The following is a 22887-nucleotide window of genomic DNA, read 5'->3' as shown; positions in this document are numbered from 1 at the left end:
CCGGGCGTTGAGACGAGGCGTCTGGGCCTCGTCGGCGAGGCCGCGCTCGGTGGGAGTTCTGGGGACAGCCCCAAGCGACACGGCTGGAGAGCAATTGCAAGCCGATTCACTCGAGTACGAGAACGAGCGCGACGAGAACGAGCGCGATCAGTAGGCGACGTGCAGGAGGGCGTAGACGACGATTCCCAGCGAGAACGAGACGAGCCACAGCGACGCCGCGTAGCGACCGAACCGGGCGTGACTCGTCCGCGGAAGCTCCTCGATCGGGTGGGCGGAGGCGAGCAACAGCGCGTAGTACACCAGCGGGATGCAGACGATCGCGAGGAGGATGTGAACCGCGAGGATCGGGAGGTAGACGAACTGGTAGACGGCGTCGGGACCCGGGAACGGCTGTGCCCCGCCGGTCGCGACCAGCCGGTAGAGATAGAGCGTGAGAAAGCTCGCGAACAGCCCGAACGAGCCCACCATCGCGAGTCGGTGCCTGGCGACGTTTCCGCGACGAATCGCTCGCCAGCCGAGCGTGATCGTCCCGATTGCGGCCGCACTAATCGCGACGTTGACGTGGGGAATCGCGTCGAGAACCCACTCGGGGGCCGTCGGAACCGTCGATGGCGGCACCCGTCCACCCGCGGCCGCGAAGACGATCGCGAGCGAGACGACGCTCAAAATTGCCGTGAGCGGAGCCACTCGTTCTCGAGAAACGTACGCCATACGTCGACCTTCGAGCGAGACGGGTTAGTGGTTACTGTCCCGCTCGAGTGCACGTTCGCGGTACTGATCGGAACTGTTCACTCGAATAGCGCCCGTATACTGACATCTATCGCTATCGGGTGTAGTTTCCTTAGAAGTTATGCGTGGGTGATGTCCGCGAAGGGAAATCACCTGCATCGTTGTGCTCGGCGGTGACCCGCCTCGCAATTGGTGGACATCGTCCACCCGTGCGATGCGTGGGACCGGATTCGAACCGGCGGACCCCTACGGGACAGCGCCCTCAACGCTGCGCCGTTGGCCTGGCTTGGCTACCCACGCTCGCTGTGTCTTTCTGCACTCAATCGTATCCAGTGTGATTATAAAAGCCCTTTCCTTTGTTCCCATGCCTGCGCCGGGGTCACACGCAACTGACCGGTCTCGAGGCGGTGATTTGAAATGCGACAGGTGCCAAAGGATACCATGGCTAAGTATTCGACCGGTTCCGCCTCGGGCGGCAGCGGGACGAACTGCGAACTCTGTGGTGCCGAGAGCGACTCGCTTCGACGTGCGAGCGTCGCCGGGGCCGAACTCGAGGTCTGTTCGGAATGTGCGCCACACGACGACGCCCAGAAGCAATCGTCTTCCCGCCGGCGCAGCGGACAACAAAGCGGGGGAAGCGACCGCTCGAACGACGAACCGAGTCGGAAGCAAAAGGCCGCCCAGAACGTCGCCAAGGCGAATCCCGTCTGGGACGGCGATTCCGAACACTGGGAGAAAGAGGGCACGAACTACGACGACGACCCGCTTCCCTATCTCGTCACCGACTACGGTGAGACGCTCACCGAAGCGCGCCAGGACGCCGGCCTCCAGCGCGACGAACTCGCCGAAGAACTCGGCGCTCAAGAAAAAGACCTCCTCGCGATCGAGCAGGGACGGGCGACCCAAGCCGGCGTCGGCGGCGGCTTGATCGACGCCCTCGAGGAGTATCTCGACGTCTCGCTCGCAGAATAACCTCGACATCGACTAATTGAGCCGTTTTCGAACCCGAGACGTTTGGGTGACTCGGCAGTCAGACTTTTGATGGCTGCAGAGAGAGTCTCCTCCAATGACCGGACAACGGGCCGCTCGAGAGCCCTACACCACGCGATTCGAAACCGAAGTGACGGCCATCGACGGCCGACGCGTCTGGCTCGAGACGAGTTTTTTCTACGCGGCGAGCGACGGGCAGCCAGCGGATCGCGGAACTATCGGTGGAATCTCCGTCGCCGACGTGCGCACGGTCGACGGCGAGCACGTCCACATCCTCGAGACGGAACCGTCATTTCGGACCGGCCACCACGTCCTCTGTTCGATCGACTGGTCGTTTCGCATGTACTGTATGCGCGCTCACACGGCCAGTCACATCTGCTACGGCGCGGCGAGACGCGTCCTCGAGCCAGCCGAGGCGACCTACGCCGGCCACGAAATCGGCGAGGAAACGGTGGGTCTCGACCTCGAGACGGGGGCGATCGACGACGAGGCGCTGATCGAACTCGACGCGACGATCAACCGCGTCGTCTGGGAGTCCAGACCGGTGTCGTGGGACGACGTGTCGATCGGAGACGCCCGCGAGCGCGAGGAAATCACCTTCGACGAGGAGCACACGGCGGCCGCCGTCGAGAGCGGCCGCGTTCGGACCGTGACGATCGGTACCCGTGACGAATCGGGCAACGGAAACGGCTCGTCCTTCGCTGACACACGCCGCTCGTGGGACGTGACCGCCTGCGACGGAACCCACGTCCGGAACACGCGCGAAGTCGGACCGGTGACGGTCGTCGGCCGGACGACTCGAGACGATGGCTCGAGCCGGATCGAACTGGCGGTCGGTCCCGCGGCGATCGAACGTCGAGCGGCCGAAAAGCGCGCCGCCCTGGCGGTCACGGACGAACTCGGTGTCGATCTCGATCGCGTTCCACGGACGATCGACAGGCTAGGCGCCTCGAGTGAGCACCCCTCACCGAGAGACTGACGCGTCCAGTCACAGACGGCCGTCCTCACTCGTCTTTCCACTCGCCGGGTTCTTCGCCGTATACCTCCCCTTTTGCTCGCCGGCTGTGGGGCCACCACGCGATGATGCAGATTCCGAGATAGAATACACCGAGTGTCGCCGCAACGATCAGGCCGTGTACTCCGGGTAGCTCCGCGGCCTCCGTCCACTGCGTCTCCGGCGTGAACAGGGTCACCTTTGCGATCCACGAGACGCCGAGAACGACGAATAAGAGTATGTAAATCCGGCTGAGGCGCCGAGAGAGGGCTTCCCAGGCCGTTACTTTAAACGTCGGATACCGAAGGTCTTCGCTCAATTCCTCGCGCCAGTGTGCGTGTTCGACGCCGACGGGCTGAAGCGCGTTCGCGAAGACGTTTTCCTGGAAAAAGCGGACTCGAGACCGGTACATGTCGTAGAATCGGTACCGTCTCACCTCGAACGAGAGGAAGACGCTGAGGACGAGAATGCCCACGAGAAGCAAGTACGCAGGCATATCGGGGCTCGAAAACACGACCGAAAGGATTGCCGCGAGCACCGTAATCGCCCAGTTCGTGGTCTGATCGATCCGATCCTGCGAGGTCGTCGATTGCGTTACCTCGCCTCGATAATAGTGGGGGAGTGCACCGATGAGCGCTTCAGGATCGTCTGCGATTTCGGCACCGATCTCTTGATCCGATCGCTCGAGTGGGCTCTCTTCGTGTTCGTCCTCACTCATGGCACGCGCTACACGAACCTGCTGTAAAGTACCACAGCAGTCACAGGACGTTTCACTGGCGTCGCGTCAGCGACGAAGTTTGCGTCTCTACACCCTTTCTTCTGTCGACTCCCAGCCCGTGTCACCCGCGGGTGAAACCTATTACTACTGTGCGAGTGACTGTTGGGGTATGGGGATCGATTACTCGCAGCTGCGTGACCCAAACGCCGAGTATACGATGCGAGATCTCTCGGCTGAGACGATGGAGGTCACGCGAGAACGCGGTCAGGGTCGAGACGTCGAGATCACGGATGTACAGACGACGATGGTCGACGGCAACTTCCCGTGGACGCTGGTTCGAATCTACACCGACGTGGGTATCGTCGGCACCGGCGAGGCCTACTGGGGCGCAGGCGCACCGGAACTGATCGAACGGATGAGTTCCTTCCTCGAAGGCGAGAATCCGCTCGATATCGACCGACTTACGGAACACCTCTTCCAGAAAATGTCCGGCGAAGGATCGATCGGGGGCGTCACCGTCACCGCCATCGCGGGGATCGAAGTCGCGTTACACGATCTCGTAGGGAAGATTCTCGAGGTGCCAGCCTACCAGTTACTCGGCGGAAAGTATCGCGACGAGGTCCGGGTCTATTGCGATTGTCACACCGAAGACGAGGCAGATCCCGTCGCCTGTGCCGACGAAGCAGAACGCGTCGTCGAGGAACTGGGCTACGATGCGCTCAAATTCGACCTCGACGTGCCCTCGGGTCACGAGAAAGATCGTGCGAACCGACACCTTCGGCGTCCCGAAATCGACCACAAAGCATCGATCGTCGAGGCGATCACCGAACGCGTCGGTCACCGCGCCGACGTCGCCTTCGACTGCCACTGGACGTTTTCAGCCGACAGCGCGAAGCGCCTGGCAAACCGCCTCGAGGAGTACAACGTCTGGTGGCTCGAGGATCCCGTGCCACCCGAAAACCACGACGTGCAGCGGGAGGTCACACAGAGTACGACGACGCCGATCACCGTCGGCGAAAACGTCTATCGGACCCACGGCCAGCGTCGACTCATCGAGGAGCAGGCCGTCGACATCATCGCACCGGACATGCCCAAGGTCGGCGGCATGCGCGAGACGCGGAAGATCGCCGATCTGGCCGATCTCTACTACGTTCCCGTCGCGATGCACAACGTCGCGTCACCCATCGCGACGATGGGAAGCGTCCACGTCGGAGCGGCGATTTCGAACGCCCTCGCTGTCGAGTTCCACTCCTACGAACTCGAGTGGTGGGGCGATCTCGTCGAAGAGGACGTCATCGAGGACGGCTACATCGAAGTACCGGAGCAACCCGGCCTCGGGGTCACGCTGGATATGGACGTCGTCGCGGAGCAGATGGTCGACGGCGAGGAACTTTTCGACGAAGCCTGATCGAGACAGGTTGTGGGGGCCACTTTACATCGGTCTGTCAGCGCGGAGTTACTCGAGTCCGATTCACTCGTTCGTTCACGCTTTCCGGTTAGTGTCGTTCGGCGACGAACGCACTGGTGATCAGCAAAATTGTGAGGACCGTTACTTCGAACGAGACGTATCCGCCGAGCCACAACAGAACTGCGAGAAGGTTGAAACTCAAGCCGATCAGTGGAAAGTGATCGACGGCACCCTCGAGCGCTCGAGTGAGGTCGTGTGCGATGGGACTCTCTGTCACCCACTGATCGTCGGCGTTCTTTGGGGTTCGGGCATCTGTCGGCGCGAGAAACCTCGTGCCACAGCGTCGACAGCAGATATGATGTTCCGAAAACGGCTGGGGATAGTCCGCTGGGCAGTTCGGACAGAGGATGCGCTCGGGAACGTGTTGTGGGACCGCCTGTTCTGACATTCTCGTTGATTGTCTGCAAATCCGACCCCTTCGGCATAAACTTTCTCGCTTTTCCGGCCGCGATAGAGTCGCGTCCTCGCTGTCGGCGTCACGCCGCCGTCACCGAGAACCAGCGAGTACGCCGCGAACACGGCGCTTACGACCCGGACGACTCGCTTCGCCGAAAGAGCGTTTCGACGTTTCCAGGGTCGAAATCGGCTGGCGTGACGTCGCCGTCGCTCTCGAGCGCCCGAGCGAGGTACGTAACGCTGTTGACGAGTCCGAGGTGCGAAAACGCCTGCGGGAAATTACCGAGTAACTGACCGTTTTCCGGGTCGACCTTTTCGGAGTACAACCCGAGCGGACTCGCTCGCTCGAGGACGTTTTCGAAGTACTCTCGGGCTTGCTCGAGTCGATTCGAGAGGACGAGTGCGTCGATGAGCCAGAACGAACAGAGGAAGAACGCCTTCTCCTCGTCGCGACGGATGTCGCTGTCGACGAACCGGACGACGAGGCCGTCGTCGGTCGTCAGTCGGTCGATGACGGCGTCTATCGTCGCCTGCACGCGGTCGTCTTCCGGCGGGAGGAACTCGTAGATCGGAAGCAAGAGCGCCGTTGCGTCGAGAGCCTCGTCGCTCTCGAAGTGTTGGGTGAAACTCGAGGCCCGTTCGCTATAGCCGCGCGCTTCGATGGCCTCTCGGACGGCGTCGCGCTCTTCGCGCCACGTCTCGAGGGGCGCTTCGAGATCGTTTTCGGTCGCGAGTGCAATTCCTCGATCCAGCGCGACCCAACACAACAGTTTCGAGTGCAAGAAGTGTCGCCGTTCGTCGCGGAACTCCCAGATACCGGCATCGCGCTCGTCCCAGTGCTCGCAGACGTACTCGACAATGTCACAAAGTGCGTCCCACTCCTCGTCGGTGACCATCGCCTCGGAGTCAAACTGAATCGTCTCGTAGACGGCCTGAACGATCGTGCCGTACACGTCGAGTTGCTGTTGTGGCGCGGCCGCGTTGCCGATTCGAACCGGCCCCGTCTCACGGTAGCCTTCGAGGTGCTCGAGCGTTTGCTCGGAGAGGGCGTCACCGGTGTCGCCGTGGAGGCCGTAGACGGGATTGATCTCGGCCGGATCGGTCTGGGCGATGTCCGAAAACCACTCGAAGTACTCCCGCGCCTCCTGTTCGTGACCGGTGTCGTGAAGCGCTTGCACGGTGAACTTCGCGTCCCGAATCCAGTTGTAGCGGTAGTCCCATGTCCGTGGCTCACCGACCGCTTCTGGAACCGACGTCGTCGCTGCAGCGGGAATCGCACCCGTTTCGTGGTGGATCAAGACCTTCAACGCGAGTTCCGAACGAACCACCATCTCGTGCCAGCGTTCGGGCATCGATTCGGGCGCACCATCGCGGTGGCTGAGCCACTCGCGCCAATAGCGTTTCGTCTCGTCGAGCGCTTGCTGGTGGTCGACCGATGCCAGTGGCTCCGTTGCGCCGTACTGGACGCCACTCCAACACGAGTCGCCCGCCTCGAGCGAAACCGTTGCCTCCACGTTCGTCTCGGACGTGCGGAACTCGAGTGCGTCGTCGAGGGCGTTTCCGGTGTACAAGAAGAGTTGCTCCGGGTCGGCAGAGTCGGCATCGACTCCGTCCTCCCCGGCCGTGGCTACGACACCGTTTTCGACCCGTTCGAGCGTCGGGTCCGTCCGCGCGTAGTCGAATCGGGGAGCGAACTCGAGTTCGAGGTCGATTGCGCCTCGTTCGCACTCGAGTCGGCGATAGATCGCCTGCTGTGACGCTTCGGTAGATTCACGCTCGTCGTCGCGGATCGGCATGAAATCGACGACCGTCGCTTGCCCGTTCGTCGTCTCGAACGTCGTCTCGAGAACGTTCGTTCGGTCGACGTACCGATGGCTCGACTCGTGGGGATCGGTCGGCCGTACGGCGAAGTGACCGCCTCGGTCGGCATCGAGGAGTCGAGCGAAGACGCTCGGCGACTCGAGGTGTGGAAAGCAACACCAATCGATCGATCCCCGTCTACTGACGAGCGCACAGCGATCGTCGTTGCCGATAATGCCGTAGTCTCGAAGTGGTGGGTACGTCATGGGCGAAAACTGACTTCGTGTGCACCTCACCGGAAATCGTCAATAAGTATTGGCCAGCAGCGTCCGGGTTGCCGGTCGTTTCACCTCGAATCACTCGAGACTGTCTCGTCAGGGCAGCATCGAAGTCGAATACTCGAACTCCCCAATGGCACCTGTGTCGAACTCTCCAAGGGTGCCTGTGCCGGGGCGCGTTTTATTCCACTCCCCGGGGAGGAACGCGGCATGTCGTCAGATCAGTCGCGGCTTGCTCGTCGCCAGGTACTGAAACGCTGTGGGGGCGTGAGCGTAACTCTTCTCGGAGTTGCTGCGGGTAGTGGAACCGGCGCTGCAGCGTCGGGTATCTCCGAGCAACACTCCACCGCGGTCGCCTCGAGTGTCACGCAGGACGACGGCGACACCGAGAACACCCCTGCAGACGTATACGACGAGTACATCGACGACGTCGTCCTCGTCAACGTATTCGGTGGCCTCGACGACGAGGCGGGTGTACCAGAGGGTGGTGATCCCGAAACGCCTGCTGGAATCGGTTCGGGATTCGTCGTCGACGATGCCGTCGTGACCAACCACCACGTTGTCCGCGAGGCCGAAACGGTCGAACTTCAGTTTCGCGACGAGCAATGGCGAACGGCCGACGTCGTCGGAACAGATATTCACAGCGATCTCGCCGCGCTCGAGGTCGACGATCTGCCCGAGGAAACTGAGGGAATCACGCTCGCCGAGGACGAGCCGACGGTCGGCGAAGCGGTCCTCGCACTCGGAAATCCACTCGGCCTCGACGCGTCGATTTCCCAGGGGATCGTCAGCGGTATCGACCGCTCGCTGCCGAGTCCGACCGGGTTTTCCATTCCGGCGGCGATTCAGACGGACGCACCGGTCAACCCCGGAAACAGCGGCGGCCCACTCGTCGACCTCGCGGGCGACGCCGTGGGCGTCGTCTTCGCCGGTGCGGGCCAGACGATCGGCTTTGCGATCTCCGCCGCGCTCGCGAATCGAGTCGTTCCGTCTCTCCTCGAGGACGGTTCATACAATCACCCGTACCTCGGCGTGAGCGTCGTCCCCGTCAGTCCGATCGTCGCCGAGGCGAACGACCTCGAGGACGCACGCGGCGTCATGGTCGTCGAGACGGTTCCCGACGGGCCCGCCGACGGTGCGCTTGAAACAGCGGAGCCCGGTCCCACTGTCGACGGCGTCCCCGTTCCCGTCGACGGTGACGTCCTCGTTGCGATCGACAACACCGAAATTTCCTCACAGGAACGACTCTCCTCCACGCTGGCACTCGAGACGGAACCCGACGAGACGGTTACGATCGACGTCCTCCGTGACGGAGACGAGGAAACGGTCGAACTCACCCTCGAGGAACGGCCCAGTGAAACCGATTTCTAACGAGTGTGGTGTCAGATCGAGCGGGACGGTTCCGGGTGAGCGACTTCCAACTGAAGGGAGGGAGAGAGCAGTGCGTCGAAATGGAGTGACGTAAGCTGGATTGACAGTCACTTCATATGGAATTTCCTCGAAGAATCACAAGACGGCAGCCATTTCGAAGAAGTTTGGATTCAGAAACAACTGCGAGTAGCTTAAACGAATTACCTCAAAACGTGGAGACGATTTCTACCGTCGAAGTCACGAAACCGTTACACGCGAGCACGGTCCTCAAAGTGAGAAAGAACCTATCGATCTCGACAGATTCGTTCAATTTCACCCGGGAACTGGTTTTTATGCGGGGTCCATTTGTAGACCAACTCCCCTATGGAGTGGATTACTGATGCGATGTGTGAACTGTAGGAAGAATGCTGGCTATAACCGTGCCGTGATCGAACTGTTCAGCGGCGTCGAAATCGGGGGACTCTGTATGAACTGCGAGCGAGACGAGTTCGGGCGACACTTCGACAGCTCGACGGACGCTGATCGGTGTTGTTCGCTTTGCAACCGGGACGGACAGGTGCAGTTCCCGCGGTACGTCCCGGAGACGCACGTCCGCGATGGGGACCTCGTCGTCGAGTCGTCGATCGAAACCGGCGACGCCGTTCCCTGTCTCTGTGACGAACACTTTCACGAACTCCTCGAGGAACCATCTCGACCTCGCTCTGTGACACTCTGAGACGAGCGGTCAGAACGCACGCAGACTGCGTGTCGAAACGTCGTCACTTAGCCAGCGTCTCGGAGCGTTCCTCCCGACGCAGTCACTCAGCCTGCTTCTCGAACCCGACAAATACCCACTACCGACAGGGCCGACCCGCCGCTCACTCGTCCGCCGTGGATTCCTCTGTCTCCTCTGGGTTTTCTTCGAGGTCCTCGAGGTCCTCGGCGTCTTCTCTCGGTGCGTTTTGCGTGCCGAGGTCGTCGTCGCCCTCGGCCTGTGACGACTCCTGATCGACTCGCTCGAGTTCTTCTTCGATTTCGGCTTCTCGCTCCGCTTCGTACTCGTCTTCGCGGTCGGTATCGTCTTCAGCCATGCGACGACGTTGGCGCTCGAGTGAGTTGGGAAACGGGCCGTCACGTGCAACCTCGAGTCGTATTCGTCGGCCGAACTGTCTTCGGACACGAAAGACAGATAAAAGATGCCGCGCTGTGAACAGATAGACATGGACGTTCCGTACGACCTGACCTCGTACGTTCGGGTGTTAAAGATGGCAACGACACCCACGACTGAGGAGTTCCTTCAGGTATCAAAGATCGCTGGTGCAGGCATTTTGCTGGTCGGATTGATGGGCTTCCTCATCGGGGGAATCATGCTGTTCTTACCCGCGGGCGGTGGTCTCTGATGGGTATCTTCGCGGTCAAAACGACGGCGAGTCAAGAACGCACTGTCGCAGATATGATTATCAACCGCGAAGAGCCCGAAATCCACGCCGCCCTCGCCCCGGATTCGCTCACCTCCTACGTGATGGTCGAAGCCGAAGGCGACGCCGTTTTGAATCGGGTCCTCGAGGACATTCCCCACGCCCGGAGTATCGTTCCGGGTGAATCCGACATTTCGGAAGTCGAGCACTTCCTCTCGCCGAAGCCGGACGTCGAGGGAATCGCCGAAGGAGACATCGTCGAACTCATCGCCGGCCCGTTCAAAGGCGAGAAGGCACAGGTCCAGCGCATCGACGAAGGCAAGGACCAGGTCACGGTCGAACTGTACGAAGCGACGGTTCCGATTCCGGTGACGGTTCGGGGCGACCAGATTCGCGTGCTCGATTCCGACGAGCGGTAGTGAGTCGGTTCACTCGGCGCTTCGCGCCGAGAGAGTTTTATACTAAATTTTGCAAGGAACGGTGAGCGAACGCCGTGAGCGAACCCGACGCAGTAAAATTTAGGAGTGTGACGGTTCCGATTCCGGTGACGGTTCGGGGCGACCAGATTCGCGTGCTGGATTCCGACGAGCGGTAGTGAGTCGGTTCGCTCGGTGTGAGCGATACGAGGGACGAGCGAAGCGAGTGTCTCGAAAAGCGAACGGGGAGGGACGACCCGTGAGCGAGTGCGAACGGATACAACTCGAGGCGAAAACGGATTTTTGTGGCAGCTACTGACTCCTGACTGGTGGGCGCGAGGAGAGAGCGTTTCAGCTGAAGCCTGTGAAAAACGTCGGATTCGGCAGAGACTCGAGGGCAGGTGTGGGTCGTTACAGTTGCTGGACGATCGCTTGCATGTCGGCGACGTCCTCGATTTCCGTGAGGAGTTCCTCGCGCGTCCGGACGTCTTCTGAGTCAGCGCCGTACGCGCGAACGTACTCGGCTCGGCTGTGTTCGGTGAACACGTGTCGAATCGCGAGGTAGCCGTCCGGAACGACCGTTCCACAGACTTTGCACTCTTGTCGGGTGTGCTCCGTCGCCTGATGGACGACCGTCGATTCGACTTCTTCGAACGTCTCACCACAGCCCTCGATTCCGCATTCCCAAGCCATGTACTCTCAGTGTCAGTATCGAGTGGCCGCCCTAATGATCCTTTCGCAGCGAAATTCACGGACTCGAGACTGTTCCAGTCAGTCAACATGGACGCCTGAGGCCGAGACTCGACAACGGCGAGTGAACGTGTGTTGTCTCGGCGGTACCACCGGGTGGCGGCTAAATCAGAATTCATAACTCGTCACTCCAAGAAGCAGGTGACGTGAGCGAGGGTACAGCGACTCGAGTCGATTGCCACGTGAAGATCCTCGACGAACGAATCGTCGAGCGAGCGATCGCTGCCAACCTCGACGCGATCGTCTATGCCCCCCACTTCACTCGGCTGCCGGAGATCCGACGCACGGCAGCCGCTTACTCGAGTGAGGAACTCACGGTCGTCCCTGCGCGTGAGGTGTTCACCGGCTCCTGGCGGAATCGCAAACACGTGCTCGCGATCGGTCTCGAGGAGCCCGTTCCGGATTTCATCCCGCTCGAGACGGCGATGGCGGAATTCGAACGGCAAAATGCCGCCGTATTGGCTCCACACCCAGAGTTTGCGACGGTGAGTCTGAACGAGTCGGATCTCGAGCGCTTCGAGGACGTCATCGACGCGGTCGAGATTTTCAACCCAAAGCATCTCCCCTCGCACAATCGCCGTGCACGCGAACTCGCTGATCAGATTTCGTGTACACCGTTTGCCTCGTCGTACGCACACCTGCCGCGGACGGTTGGCGTTGCACATACCGAATTCGACGAGTCGGTCGACGACGAGGCGGATCTCGTCGACGCGCTCAGGGACTCCGTTTCTCGTCGCGTCGTCCATCAGAACGGTCGCCGACGCTGGCAGGCGACGGCCGGTGAACTCGCCCACCTCGGTTACGAGAATACCTGGAAGAAGGTCGACCGACTCTTTCTCTCGGGAACCGAGCCGACCCACCCCGACCACATCGCGTACGACGGTCGCTTCGACGACGTCGCGGTCTACTGATCCGTCCGTTCTCCCTCGGTGTCCGTAGATAGTCCCGAGAGCGTCGTTTGTACCCGATCCCAGTGGCTGCCGCGCCAGAAGTGTTGCCGACACGACCGACAGCGCCAGAGTGGCGTCTCCCCGGTGTCCGGCGCGTACTCGGGTGTCGATTCACCTCGGTCAACTCGCTCGAGCGAGCCGTTACACCGGCTGCAGACGGCCGGCTCGGCGGGCAGCGTGAGGTCGACCCCGGCTGCCGTGAGTTCCCGTAGCTGGTCCTCGACGTAGAGTGACTCGAGGAGGATCGCCTCCCTCGCTTCGTCCGTCGGGCGGGAGGCCCGACCTGCGAGTTCGACGTCTCTCGTGACCAGCGTGCGCTCCTCGTTCCGGCCGAGCGCGAGCAACTCGTCGTCGGCCTCGAGCCCTCGGTCGCCGGCGTAGACGGTGTCGTAGTTGCACATTCGGAGGTAACTTACGAGCCCACCGCACATGACGTCGAGAAGGAATTGCACTGTCGAAGTGGAGTCGGCGCGTCAGTGGAGGAACTCGCGAACGTCGTCGAGTTCCCACGTGTTGATCACGTCCGCCGGTTCGGCCCAGCCTCGGCGAGCGGTGTGGACGCCCCAGCGCATGTACTCGAGCGTCGAGGGCTGGTGTGCGTCTGTGTTGACCGAAATCGGCGCGGCTTCCTCGAGTGCGGCCTGCACGGCGCTGCCCCAGAGGTCGAGCCGTCGGGGATTCGCGTTGATCTCGAGGGCCGTGTCGTGATCGGCCGCGGCGCGGGCGAGTTCGCGCGCGTCGAAGTCGAGTCCGGATCGTTCGTTGAGCATTCGGCCGCTCGGGTGGCCGATGACGTCGATCGCCGGATTCTCGATAGCCGTCACGAGGCGGGCAGTCGCCGTCGCCGCATCCTGATCGAGCGCGCTGTGTGGTGAGGCGACGATCACGTCCAGCGCGTCGATGACCTCCTCGGAAAGCCCGATTTCGCCGTCGGCGTCGATGTTCGCCTCGATTCCCGCGAAGACTTCGATCTCGCTCGCCGCTGCGACCTCGCGGATCTGCTCGACTTGCTCGAGGATTTCGGTGTCCGAGAGGCCCATGTCGCCGACGATGCCGGGGCCCTCGGCGTGGTCGGCGACGCCGTAGTAGTCGTAGCCCATCTCCGCGGCGGCGTCGACCATCGCTTCGATCGACGTGTTCCCGTCGGACCACTCGGTGTGCGTGTGGAAATCCCCGCGGATGTCCTCGCGCGTGATGAGGTCGGGCAACGCGTCGGCTTCGGCGGCGTCGATCTCGCCGCGATCCTCGCGGAGTTCCGGCGGAATCAACGGCAACCCGAGCGCGTCGTACATGCTCGCTTCGGTCTCGCCCGCCACGCGCTCGCCGACGCGTTGGCCCGCGTCGGGATCGTCGACGCTCGAGACGTCGAACGCGCCGTACTCGTTCAGCTTCATCCCGCGGTCGATCGCGTAGTTACGAAGCCGGACGTTGTGGTCCTTGCTCCCCGTGAAATACTGGAGCGCCGAGCCGAACTCCTCGGGGACGACGACTCGCAGGTCGACGCGGATCTCGCCGACGCGGACGCTCGCCTTGTCGGGGCCGGACTCGATCTCGCCGTCGACTGAGCCCCAATCCAGGAAGGACTCGATCACGTCCTCGTTCGCGTCCGTGCCGACGAGTACGTCCACGTCGCCGATCGTCTCGCGCCAGCGCCGGATCGAGCCGGCGACTTCACAGCGCTCGACCGCCTCGAGCGACTCGAGAAACGCCAGCACGTCGTCGGCGAGCGGGCGCGCTTCGCCGAGTAACTGTCGCTGGCCGACTTCCCTGGCGAAGTCGATGTTGTCGCGGATGTTCGCCTCGGTCTTCGGGCCGAAGCCGCTGACCTCCTGTATCTCGCCGGCCTCGGCCGCCTCCTCGAGGTCGTCGAGCGTTTCGATGCCGAGTTCGCGGTAGAGCTTTCCGGCCGTCTTGGGTCCGACGCCCTCGATGCGAGTGATATCGGCAATGTCGATCGGGAGGTCCGCGCGCAGTTCCTCGAGTTCCTCGATATCGCCCGTCTCGACGTACTCGAGTACCTTCGAGGAGATGGCGTCGCCGACGCCGTCGATCTCCTCGAGAACCTCCTCGTTTCCGTCCTCGATGTGGCCCGCGATCGGGACGGGATGGGCGCGAATGTTCTCGGCCGCGCGGCGGTACGCCCGCGGTTTGTACTCGACGTCGTCGGCCTCGAGCAGGTCGGCGAACTCTTCGAATCGGCCGGCGATTTCGGCGTTGGTCGCCATCAGCGTCCCCTCCGTGAGGAGCCGCCGTCGTCGTCGCCGAGGGCCTTCTTCAGGAAGGACATCCAGCGCTTTCGATCGGCGGCTTGCTTGGTCTGTTGCTCACGCTCGAGGTCGGTCGGACCGAGGCTCTCGAGGGCGTTCAGGGCGCGATCGATGCCGATGATGCTCTGGGCGAGTTCTTCCCCTTCCTCGCGGCTGATCGCCCCGTCTTCGATCCGCTCGAGTCGCTCGACGCGTTCGCGACGGAGATTCTTCTTCGCTCGCTCGACGCGGTCGCGCTCGCCGGCGGGGATCGTCTCGCGGCGCTTGATCTCGAAGACGAACGTCCGGAGGTCGATCTCCTCGCCCTGGACGGTGATCGTCTCCGGGATGTCCGCGCCGACGGTCGCCCCCTCGCGCTCGACTCGCTCGAGGAGCTGCTTTCGCTCGTAAGCTTGCACACCTCGGTATCCGGGTGGGAGGGCAAAAAATGTACAGTCTACCGCGCTGGCGAGGCCGTCCAGTCTGTCGCGCCCCCTCGAGGGAACTCTCGGACGAAGCCGAGTAACGGTCCAATACCGTCGCCCGGATCGGTTGGTGTGGCTCGCTGGACGGTCGTGTTCGACAACGCGTTCGAATCGTCGCGCGTTGGGCGGGACAAACCCCAAATCCCTTAGCGGTGCCACACATATCCCCGCGCAATGGCCACGTGCGACGTGTGTGGGAAAGACGAAAGCATGCCCTACAACTGTCGGCACTGCGGGGGGACGTACTGTGGCGAACACAGGCTCCCGGAGAACCACGACTGTACGGGGCTGCAGAACTGGAACGACCCGAACGCCGTCTTCGACAGCGGGTTCGACGAAAGCGTCAACGGCGGGGGGAGTACATCGCGGGCCTCGAGTCTAACCGATAAGATCCCCATCGACACGGGAGTCGGCGGGCCACTCGCCTACTTCCGCGGGAACATGACGTACACGTTCCTCGCGATAATGTGGGTCACGTTCCTCCTGCAGTACATCACGTTGCTGATCGGCGGATGGTCGCTCCACAACGCGCTCTTTACGCTGTCACCGCTCAACCCGGAGTACGTCTGGACGTGGGTCACCTCGATTTTCGCTCACAGCACCGGCAACTTCTTCCACATCGTCTTCAATAGCATCGTGATCTTCTTCTTCGGACCGCTCGTCGAGCGCTACGTCGGTTCGAAGTCGTTCGCAGTACTGTTCATCGGTGCCGGCGCACTCGCCGGACTCAGCCAGATCGGCCTCACCGCAGTAGAGGGCGGAGTGACCCCCGTTCTCGGTGCCAGCGGTGCCGCACTCGCGATCATGGGTGTCATTACGGTACTGAACCCGAACCTGACGGTCTACCTCATGTTCATGATTCCGATGCCAATCTGGATCTTGACCGGATTGACGGCGCTCATCAGTGTGTTGTTCATCGGAACCGGCGCAGGAGGCGGCGGCGGAATCGCGCACATGGCTCACCTCGTCGGCCTCGTCATCGGTCTCGCCTATGGCGAGTACGTCAAACGCACGCAGAACATTCGGGCCCCGAGCCAACTGCAACTCGGCGGTGGCGGTCCCGGCGGTCCAGGCGGTCCAGGTGGCCCCGGCGGACGCCGTCGATTCTGAGGCTGCGTTTCCCACTACAACCCGACCACTGATTTTCGTCCCGACCCAACGCTCGAGCACCCATGCCTCCCACTCGGCCCGACCTCGCACCCGACGGCTCCCTCGAGCGCGAGGAGATGGAAGCGATGCAACGCGAAATCGGCGACGCTGCGGTGTTCGACGACGAGTTCGTGTTCGATCCGTCGACGCTCGGGGATCCGCTCGCGACGGCCGCAGGCGGGGCGGACCCACCAGTTATCGTCGGCGTGGACCAATCCTTTTTGCGCGGCGAAGACGGCGAGTTCGACCGGGCGCTGAGCGCCGTGGTCGCGATGCGAGGCGGCGAGGTGATCGAACGCGCACACGCCGTGACGCCCCTCGAGATTCCCTACATTCCGGGTTTGCTCGCGTTTCGAGAGGGTGGACCGATTCTCGAGGCACTCGAGGTCCTCCCCGTCGATCCGGATCTGGCGTTGTTCGACGGCAGCGGCCGCATACACTTTCGGCAGGCGGGAATCGCGACACACGTGGGCGTCGTCCGCGACCTGCCGAGTATCGGCGTCGCGAAGAGCCTCCTCTGTGGGACGCCCCGCGAATCCACCGAAAACCTGCCGGAAGGGGCTCGAGTCCCAATCGAGGCCGACTCGAGCGTCGACGCGCCCGACGGCGACCTCCTCGGCTACGCAGTCCAGACCCGACAGTACGACTCCCCGGATCGGTACATCAACCCGCTCTACGTCAGTCCCGGCCATCGCGTCGGTCCCGAAACGGCGGCCGACGCCGTGCTGGCGCTCGCGTCGTCGTACAAACTCCCAGAACCGGTCAGGCTGGCCGACAGCTACGCCGAAACAGCCAAAGGGGAAATCGACCACTGACGTGGGCGCGTGCGGACAGTTAGCCGCGTCGACACCGGACACCCCTCGCTTCGACGCTGGGCGGGTGTGGACCTCTGCTCGTTTGGAGTTCCGAAGGAGCCGACGCGGTGGCAGTTCATCCCAATTGAATTTACGAGCAGCGCGACAAACCGTCGATACTTAGGTATCGTCTCTCGAACACCACACGTATGGCCACCGCTGAGGATCTCGAGGGAGCCGACGACCAGCCGGCTGGCACCGGCGAGGGAGACCGTGAAAGCGAATCGACGACGACCGAGACGGACGCACCGGGTGACGCCGACGATCGCTACACGCGAAAGCGCTCCGTCCTGATCACCGGCTGTTCGTCGGGCATCGGCCACGCGACGGCCGCGGCGTTTCTCTCCGACGGCTGGCAGGTGTTCGCGACCGCGCGCAATACCGACGATATCGCGGAACTCGAGGAAGCAGGGTGCACCACGTTCGAACTGGACGTAACCGATCCCGACCAGGTCTCGCGAGCGGTCGAACGCGTCGTCGAGGTCGCCGGCGCGATCGACTGCCTCGTCAACAACGCCGGCTACGCCCAGATGGGGCCACTCGAGGACGTGTCGACGGCCGACCTCCACCGACAGTTCGACGTCAACGTCTACGGACCACACCGACTCGCTCGGGCCGCACTCCCGCACATGCGCGCACAGGGTGCCGGCCGGATAATCAACGTCTCGAGCGTCATCGGTCGCATTTCGGTGCCGGGGTCGGGTGCCTACGCCGGCTCGAAACACGCCCTCGAGGCGATGAGCGACTCGTTGCGCGCGGAAGTCGACGAATTCGACATCGACGTCACCGTCATCGAACCCGGGCCGGTCGAGACGAACTTCACCAACCGCGTCGACGAGGAGCTGCCAGAAAACGAACGCACGCCAGCGTACGAGACGCTCTACGAACTCTACGACGAGATGCAACTGATCGGCGGCGGGAGCGGCGGCCCGTTCGCATCCGAACCCAAAGACGTCGCGCGGGCGATTCTCGAGAGCGCGACGACGCCCGAGCCACCGGCCCGCTATCCAGTCGGTCCGCTCGCTCAGTACGGCGTCTATGCTCGATTCCTACCGGATACGCTTCGCGATGCCGGCTATCGGCTGCTCCGAAAACTGGTCTGAGTCCCTCGTAGACGGCCTCGCCTCCAGCACGCTCGTAACGCAGCCGATTCGACTCTCCGAGACGTTCCGTAGTGTTCCTCGAACGTTTTTAGCAGTAGATAGTAGCACGATTTCGGTATTCAGAATCAGACCCGAAACTGAACCGGGCAGTTCAGTAACTACACGTGCACACGTACCTTTTTCCGCGTCGGGATTCCGCGCGAAGCGCGGAACCGCTCGCGCAAAAATCTACGCTAAAAAGGCCGCCTTCACGGGCTGTGCCCGTTCCGGCGGTGAACCGCTCACTTCGTTCGCGGATGCTGGCAGTGCTAACGTCTCTACCTGTACTTACCGCGAGTTTCACGAGCCACGCTGAATAACGAAACCGTTTTCCCAACTACTGGTACTGATTCGACGCCTGACGTGGTGGCGGCTCTCGAGGAAGCTCTCTCGAAGTACGAATGAGTCGGCAGCCAGCAGTGGAAACCGGACCGATTGCGCCGTCCGGCTTTGCGGTCGCGTTCTCGAGCGTCGGAACCGGAGATCGTTGCTATGGGACGACCGATTCGCGGACGCCTCGAGGGACGACCTCAGTCGGCCGGGTTGGTCGCGGTCGCGTGGCTGTCGGCGAGACTGGTTGCCGGAGCGTCTTCGTCGCGTTCGGCGAGCGTGTACATGCCGCCGGTACACTGGCGAATGGAACCGTTTCGCTGCAGCGTTTGGCAGTGACGTTCGATGGTTGCGGGGTGAGAGTCGAGGGCGGTCGCCAGTTCGACGACGGTCGTCGGACTGGACGTCTCGAGCGCCTCGAAAACGTCGCGCGCTCGGGGTGGATCTGTGTGCTCGTGGTCTGGCATACCGTCTCATTCAGTACAAGCCAACTCGGATATATCAACCACTCCGCCGGTTCCCAGCGAGTTAGAAAGCGATTACCAACGGTCATACTGGACGGGTAATACGCGATTTCGAACGTTGTGAGTGACGTTCTCGGCTAACAGCGATGGCCACAGTCGGTGTGGCCCGCGAAGAATAGTAAACGGGAGACGGGGTTAGTCCCAGGCCTCTGCGAACTCGGTCGGGAGCGTTCCGATATCGATGCCCCAGGCGATCGGTAGCCACGCGAGTGCAATGACCGTAATCAGGATGATCCCGATGACGTTGAGCCCGAACCCGACGCGGACCATCTGTGGCAGCGTGATGTATCCGCTGCCGAAGACGATCGCGTTCGGTGGCGTCGCGACGGGGAGCATGAACGCGAAGGAGGCTGCGGTCGCGCCGGCGATCATGAGTCCGTACGGGTGGACGCCGATCCCGACCGCGACGCTCGCGAGGATCGGCATGAGCATCGCCGTCGTTCCGGTGTTCGACGTGACCTCGGTGAGCAAGACGGTCAGGACGACGACGGCGAGTAAGATGACGACCATCGAGACGCCCTCGAGCAACTGGAGTTGCTCGGCGAGCCAGGCCGCGAGGCCGGATTCGTCGAACCCAGCGGCGATCGCGAGGCCACCACCGAACAGGAGGATGACACCCCACGGAATCTTGACGCCGTTGGTCCAGTCGAGCAGGAAGGTGTGTTCGCCGTCTTCCGTTTTCGTCGGTAACGTAAAGAGGACGAGCGCACCGGCGATTGCGACCACCGTATCAGGTTCGGAGAGACCGATGTATTCGAATTGCTCGAGAAGGCTGGCGGAGATCCAGGCGAGTGCCATTCCGACGAAGACGACGAGCACCATGCGTTCTTGCGTGCTCATCGCGCCGAGTTGCTCGAGTTGTCGATCGATCGTGTCGTCGCCGATCGGGAGCTGGTCGAACTCGGGCGAGATGGCGAGACGCGTCACGTAGAAGTAGACGGTTGCGAGTCCGATGAGTGCGATCGGGACGCCGTAGAGCATCCACTCGGCGAAGCCGATCGATTGGCCGAAGAGTTCCCCCGCTTGCCCGGCGAAGAGGATGTTCGGTGGCGTGCCGATGAGTGTCGCGACGCCGCCGACGGATGCGCCGTAGGCGATACACAGCATGAGCGCGACGCCGAAGGAGAAGTTTCCTTCGCCGGTTTCGATGTCGAGTCCAGCGTCGTCGATGAGGTCGCTCGTTTTGTAGATGACAGCCAGTGCGATTGGTACCATCATCATGACCGTCGCGCTATTCGAGACCCACATCGAGAGGAACGCGGTCGCCAGCATGAATCCGAGAATGAGCCTCGAGGGCTCGGTGCCGACGGCTTTGATCGTCCGCAACGCGATTCGGCGGTGGAGTCCCCACCGTTGCATCGCCATCGCGAGGAAGAATCCGCCCATAAAGAGGAAGATGAGGGGATCGCCGTACGACGGTGTCGTCTCGTCGGCCCCGAGTGCGCCAGTCATCGGGAACAGCGGAATCGGTAGTAAGGAGGTCGCGGGAATCGGAATCGCTTCGGACATCCACCAGACGGCGACCCACGCCGTTACGGCGGCGACCGCTTGCCCTGCGGGGGCGAGTCCCTCCGGCGTCGGAGAGAACATGATGAGGGCGAACAGGATCGGGCCGAGAACGAATCCGACCTTCTGTCGAAGCCCGTAGGACCCGCCGACGTCGAACGGGTTCTGGTCGTCGTCTCGCCCGTCGCCGTTACCAGATCCGCCATTCGACCCGTTGCCGTTCGGGTTAGCACCACCGTCGGTGAACGCCTCACGCGCCACCTGCTTTTCTTCCTCTGAGACGGAGTCCATGTCCTCGACGATCTTCGCCCCATCGAGACGGACATACGCTTTCGTCTGCTCGTTGAGCCGCCAGAGATACGTCCAGAATCTTCTAATAAACTTTTGATAGGTTTTCAGGCGATTATTCACCATTTTTCCCTCTGTTTCGAATCCAGGATATAAATGGTAACGATCCATCAGTCTACGATTTTAGTTAATGATGTTTTCTCGCTACAGTATCCAGTTTTGTAAACTCGTAAAGTGTTTCTATCCTCTCTTGACATCCATAAAGACCAACGACCATGTTCGGTAGGTCCATTGACAGCACCCACCATTATCGCGAGAAATTCGGTGGCGTCGACGACAGCAGTGGTCGTTCCAAGACACAATACCCAACTCAGCGGACACTCGAGAAGAACGCATGCCATTGCTCCAATTCGAGACGACGTGCACGCTCTCGGCCGAGGAAAAGCGCGCCATCGCCGACCGAGTCACCGACCTGTACACGACGACGATGGCGACGACAGCCGGTCACGTCGCGATTTCGATTCGCGAGCGGGAGCCTGCAGCAGTGCATCTCGGGCGAAGCGTCGACGGACCGCTGCTCTTTCTCGACGCCGAAATCCGACAGGGTCGGTCGCTCGAGCGAAAACGCACCTTCGCGCTTGAGACGTTCTCGTACTTCGGCGAGACGTTCGACGTCCCCGACGAGAACATGAAGGTCGTGTTCACGGAACATCCCGGCGAGCACATGATGGGGGTCGACCGAGTCGGCGGCGAGTGGAAGGGATCGGACCCCGACGAAGCCGGTGAGTAAGACGGTAGCGGGACTCGAGGCCGCCCATCTGCTGGCGATTTCGAACTACCCGTGACCCGGAACGTGTCTCCGACACCGGGACAGTAAAGCCCTCCCTCGAGAAAGACGGCGACGTTCGATGGATCGGTCGTACTGGCGGACTGTCTCGCTCGTCTCACTGTGGCAAGTGTCGGCAAGTATCTGTTATTACGCCGTTTTCGCGGCGACGCCGTTCTTCCGGGACGAGTTCGGTCTCTCTCGGTTTTCCGTCGGCTTCGTCGTGACGGCGTTGACGCTCGGCTACGCGCTCTGTTTGTTGCCCGTGGGCGCGTTGATCGATCGCTTCGGCGAGAAGCGCTCGCTGACGCTCGGTCTCATCGGCTTAGCGTCCGGAGCACTACTGGTTGCCGGCGCGCCAACGTTCGCGTTGTTGCTCGCCGCGGCCTTCTTTCTCGGGTCGATGTACGCGTCGGCGATTCCCGGGACGAACAAGGCGATTTACGACGGAATCGAGGCGGGTCGACAGAACTTCGCGCTCGGAATCAAGCAAGTCGGCGTCACCGCGGGCAGCGGGATTAGCTCGTTGCTCGTCACCGGACTCGCGGGAATTCTCTTCTGGCAGGCCGGTTTTCTCATCGCCGCCGGCTTCGGGATACTCGTCGCGATCGTCTTCGCGATATTCTACAGCGGTGTCGGTGACGGCGGAACCGCAGAGTATCCCGACTTTCGGGCGCTGTCGGAAAACCGGCCGTATCGCGTCCTCGTTCTCGCGGGGTTCTTCCTCGGGGCGGCGTTCTTTACGACGACCGGCTACACGGTTCTCTACGTCGAGGAAAGTATCGGGGCCTCAGTCGCATTCGGCGGCGTCGTCCTCGCACTCGTGCAGTTGTTCGGGAGCATCGGTCGAATCGTCACGGGCTGGCTCAGCGACGCACTGCCCGGCGATCCGCAGGTTCGAATCGGCTCGATCCTGATCGTGCAGGCGTTCGTCGGTGCCGTGCTCTTCGTGATCGTCGCCGCGACCGACACCCCCGTGAACGCGGCGATTGCCTTCTCCGTTCTCGGCTTCTTCATCCTCGGCAACACCGGCGTCTACTACTCCTATATGGCCACGCTGGTCACGTCCGAGGAGATGGGCGGTGCAACTGCCGGCGGGCAACTGTCGCTCGTCCTCGGGTCCGTCGTAGCGCCGCCTGCGTTCGGCTTCCTCGCTGACACCGTCGGCTATCAGGGCTCGTGGTTGCTCCTCGCCGGCGGGACGCTCGTCGCCGTTTCCCTCCTGTTGTACGCGATTCGCCTCGAGCCGCCGACCGACGAGCCAGCGATGCAAGAGTAAC

Annotated in this window: 24 protein-coding genes, 1 tRNA gene and 1 pseudogene; 14 read left to right on the top strand and 12 right to left on the bottom strand. The window is 62.1% G+C overall.

Annotated elements, in window-relative coordinates; all coding sequences use genetic code 11:
• Positions 1–147 precede the first annotated feature (147 nt).
• The gene (locus BB347_RS08630; RefSeq protein WP_076580571.1) at positions 148–711 is read right to left on the bottom strand and encodes a DUF420 domain-containing protein; all 564 of its coding nucleotides are present in this window, start codon (positions 709–711) and stop codon (positions 148–150) included.
• A gap of 233 nt (positions 712–944) precedes the next feature.
• Positions 945–1029 (bottom strand) — tRNA-Leu (locus BB347_RS08625).
• A gap of 141 nt (positions 1030–1170) precedes the next feature.
• On the opposite strand from BB347_RS08625, the gene BB347_RS08620 reads away from it, so the two are divergent.
• Positions 1171–1701 (top strand): helix-turn-helix domain-containing protein, encoded by a 531-nt coding sequence (locus tag BB347_RS08620; RefSeq protein ID WP_076581680.1) that lies wholly within the window; start codon positions 1171–1173, stop codon positions 1699–1701.
• Between the two features lie 94 nt (positions 1702–1795).
• A complete protein-coding gene (locus BB347_RS08615; protein ID WP_076580569.1) occupies positions 1796–2698 on the top strand; it encodes an alanyl-tRNA editing protein in 903 nt (300 codons plus the stop codon).
• A gap of 25 nt (positions 2699–2723) precedes the next feature.
• Here BB347_RS08615 and BB347_RS08610 read toward each other — a convergent pair whose 3' ends face one another.
• A complete protein-coding gene (locus BB347_RS08610; protein ID WP_076580567.1) occupies positions 2724–3431 on the bottom strand; it encodes a DUF2270 domain-containing protein in 708 nt (235 codons plus the stop codon).
• Positions 3432–3600: 169 nt separating this feature from the next.
• On the opposite strand from BB347_RS08610, the gene BB347_RS08605 reads away from it, so the two are divergent.
• Positions 3601–4839 carry a mandelate racemase/muconate lactonizing enzyme family protein gene (locus tag BB347_RS08605; protein WP_076580565.1) on the top strand — a complete coding sequence of 413 codons (1239 nt, stop codon included), beginning with the start codon at positions 3601–3603 and terminating at the stop codon, positions 4837–4839.
• A gap of 88 nt (positions 4840–4927) precedes the next feature.
• Here BB347_RS08605 and BB347_RS08600 read toward each other — a convergent pair whose 3' ends face one another.
• Complete coding sequence (locus BB347_RS08600) at positions 4928–5287, bottom strand: hypothetical protein (RefSeq protein ID WP_076580563.1); 360 nt, start codon at positions 5285–5287, stop codon at positions 4928–4930.
• Positions 5288–5423: 136 nt separating this feature from the next.
• Complete coding sequence (locus BB347_RS08595; RefSeq protein WP_076580561.1) at positions 5424–7361, bottom strand: glycoside hydrolase family 15 protein; 1938 nt, start codon at positions 7359–7361, stop codon at positions 5424–5426.
• 222 nt (positions 7362–7583) lie between these two features.
• On the opposite strand from BB347_RS08595, the gene BB347_RS08590 reads away from it, so the two are divergent.
• Together BB347_RS08590 and BB347_RS08585 are read left to right on the top strand one after the other, a co-directional pair.
• Positions 7584–8744 (top strand): S1C family serine protease, encoded by a 1161-nt coding sequence (locus tag BB347_RS08590; RefSeq protein ID WP_076580559.1) that lies wholly within the window; start codon positions 7584–7586, stop codon positions 8742–8744.
• 466 nt (positions 8745–9210) lie between these two features.
• Positions 9211–9459: a hypothetical protein gene (locus BB347_RS08585; RefSeq protein ID WP_236995930.1), complete on the top strand. Its 249-nt coding sequence runs from the start codon at positions 9211–9213 to the stop codon at positions 9457–9459.
• Positions 9460–9601: 142 nt separating this feature from the next.
• Here BB347_RS08585 and BB347_RS08580 read toward each other — a convergent pair whose 3' ends face one another.
• A complete protein-coding gene (locus tag BB347_RS08580; protein ID WP_076580555.1) occupies positions 9602–9814 on the bottom strand; it encodes a hypothetical protein in 213 nt (70 codons plus the stop codon).
• Positions 9815–9943: 129 nt separating this feature from the next.
• On the opposite strand from BB347_RS08580, the gene BB347_RS08575 reads away from it, so the two are divergent.
• From BB347_RS08575 to BB347_RS18970, 3 genes and pseudogenes are all read left to right on the top strand, one after another.
• Entirely contained in the window at positions 9944–10123 is a 180-nt protein-coding gene (locus BB347_RS08575; RefSeq protein ID WP_076581678.1) for a protein translocase SEC61 complex subunit gamma, read from the top strand.
• Positions 10123–10560 carry a transcription elongation factor Spt5 gene (locus BB347_RS08570; protein WP_007109343.1) on the top strand — a complete coding sequence of 146 codons (438 nt, stop codon included), beginning with the start codon at positions 10123–10125 and terminating at the stop codon, positions 10558–10560. The genes BB347_RS08575 and BB347_RS08570 overlap by 1 nt, the downstream gene beginning before the upstream one ends.
• A 107-nt stretch (positions 10561–10667) precedes the next feature.
• Positions 10668–10736 (top strand): annotated as a pseudogene (locus tag BB347_RS18970) (transcription elongation factor Spt5); the annotation flags it as partial.
• 232 nt (positions 10737–10968) lie between these two features.
• Here the strand turns inward: BB347_RS18970 and BB347_RS08565 are convergent.
• Positions 10969–11250, bottom strand: coding sequence for a DUF7565 family protein (locus BB347_RS08565; protein ID WP_076580553.1), 282 nt, complete (start codon positions 11248–11250; stop codon positions 10969–10971).
• A gap of 203 nt (positions 11251–11453) precedes the next feature.
• On the opposite strand from BB347_RS08565, the gene BB347_RS08560 reads away from it, so the two are divergent.
• Positions 11454–12218: a PHP-associated domain-containing protein gene (locus BB347_RS08560; RefSeq protein WP_076580551.1), complete on the top strand. Its 765-nt coding sequence runs from the start codon at positions 11454–11456 to the stop codon at positions 12216–12218.
• On the opposite strand, the gene BB347_RS08555 is transcribed toward BB347_RS08560, so the two are convergent.
• Genes BB347_RS08555 through BB347_RS08545 form a run of 3 tightly spaced genes read right to left on the bottom strand, consistent with a single transcriptional unit; the run spans position 12212 to position 14922 of the window.
• A complete protein-coding gene (locus BB347_RS08555; protein WP_076580549.1) occupies positions 12212–12709 on the bottom strand; it encodes a Mut7-C RNAse domain-containing protein in 498 nt (165 codons plus the stop codon). The two genes, BB347_RS08560 and BB347_RS08555, sit on opposite strands and share 7 nt — an antisense overlap.
• 21 nt (positions 12710–12730) lie before the next feature.
• On the bottom strand, positions 12731–14482 hold the full coding sequence (gene polX / locus BB347_RS08550; RefSeq protein WP_076580547.1) for a DNA polymerase/3'-5' exonuclease PolX: 1752 nt from the start codon (positions 14480–14482) through the stop codon (positions 12731–12733).
• Positions 14482–14922: a DUF5788 family protein gene (locus tag BB347_RS08545; RefSeq protein ID WP_076580545.1), complete on the bottom strand. Its 441-nt coding sequence runs from the start codon at positions 14920–14922 to the stop codon at positions 14482–14484. The genes polX and BB347_RS08545 overlap by 1 nt, the downstream gene beginning before the upstream one ends.
• 240 nt (positions 14923–15162) lie before the next feature.
• Here BB347_RS08545 and BB347_RS08540 point away from each other — a divergent pair, with 240 nt between their 5' ends.
• The 3 genes from BB347_RS08540 (at position 15163) to BB347_RS08530 (ending at position 18094) form a co-directional block, all read left to right on the top strand.
• Positions 15163–16098, top strand: a complete 936-nt coding sequence (locus BB347_RS08540) for a rhomboid family intramembrane serine protease (RefSeq protein WP_076580543.1) — start codon at positions 15163–15165, stop codon at positions 16096–16098.
• Between the two features lie 62 nt (positions 16099–16160).
• Positions 16161–16952, top strand: a complete 792-nt coding sequence (locus BB347_RS08535; RefSeq protein ID WP_076580541.1) for an endonuclease V — start codon at positions 16161–16163, stop codon at positions 16950–16952.
• Positions 16953–17140: 188 nt separating this feature from the next.
• Positions 17141–18094, top strand: coding sequence for an SDR family oxidoreductase (locus BB347_RS08530; protein ID WP_076580539.1), 954 nt, complete (start codon positions 17141–17143; stop codon positions 18092–18094).
• Positions 18095–18663: 569 nt separating this feature from the next.
• Here BB347_RS08530 and BB347_RS08525 read toward each other — a convergent pair.
• The gene (locus BB347_RS08525) at positions 18664–18930 is read right to left on the bottom strand and encodes a helix-turn-helix domain-containing protein (RefSeq protein ID WP_076580537.1); all 267 of its coding nucleotides are present in this window, start codon (positions 18928–18930) and stop codon (positions 18664–18666) included.
• Positions 18931–19122: 192 nt separating this feature from the next.
• A complete protein-coding gene (locus tag BB347_RS08520; protein ID WP_076580535.1) occupies positions 19123–20907 on the bottom strand; it encodes an SLC13 family permease in 1785 nt (594 codons plus the stop codon).
• Positions 20908–21175: 268 nt separating this feature from the next.
• Here BB347_RS08520 and BB347_RS08515 point away from each other — a divergent pair, with 268 nt between their 5' ends.
• Together BB347_RS08515 and BB347_RS08510 are read left to right on the top strand one after the other, a co-directional pair.
• Positions 21176–21571 (top strand): tautomerase, encoded by a 396-nt coding sequence (locus BB347_RS08515; RefSeq protein WP_076580533.1) that lies wholly within the window; start codon positions 21176–21178, stop codon positions 21569–21571.
• Between the two features lie 118 nt (positions 21572–21689).
• Complete coding sequence (locus BB347_RS08510) at positions 21690–22886, top strand: MFS transporter (protein ID WP_076580531.1); 1197 nt, start codon at positions 21690–21692, stop codon at positions 22884–22886.
• The last annotated feature ends 1 nt before the right edge of the window (position 22887 follow it).

Origin of the sequence: Natronorubrum daqingense, from assembly GCF_001971705.1 — an archaeon.
GTDB classification, from domain to species: domain Archaea; phylum Halobacteriota; class Halobacteria; order Halobacteriales; family Natrialbaceae; genus Natronorubrum; species Natronorubrum daqingense.
This window is presented reverse-complemented; position numbering and strand designations above follow the sequence as displayed.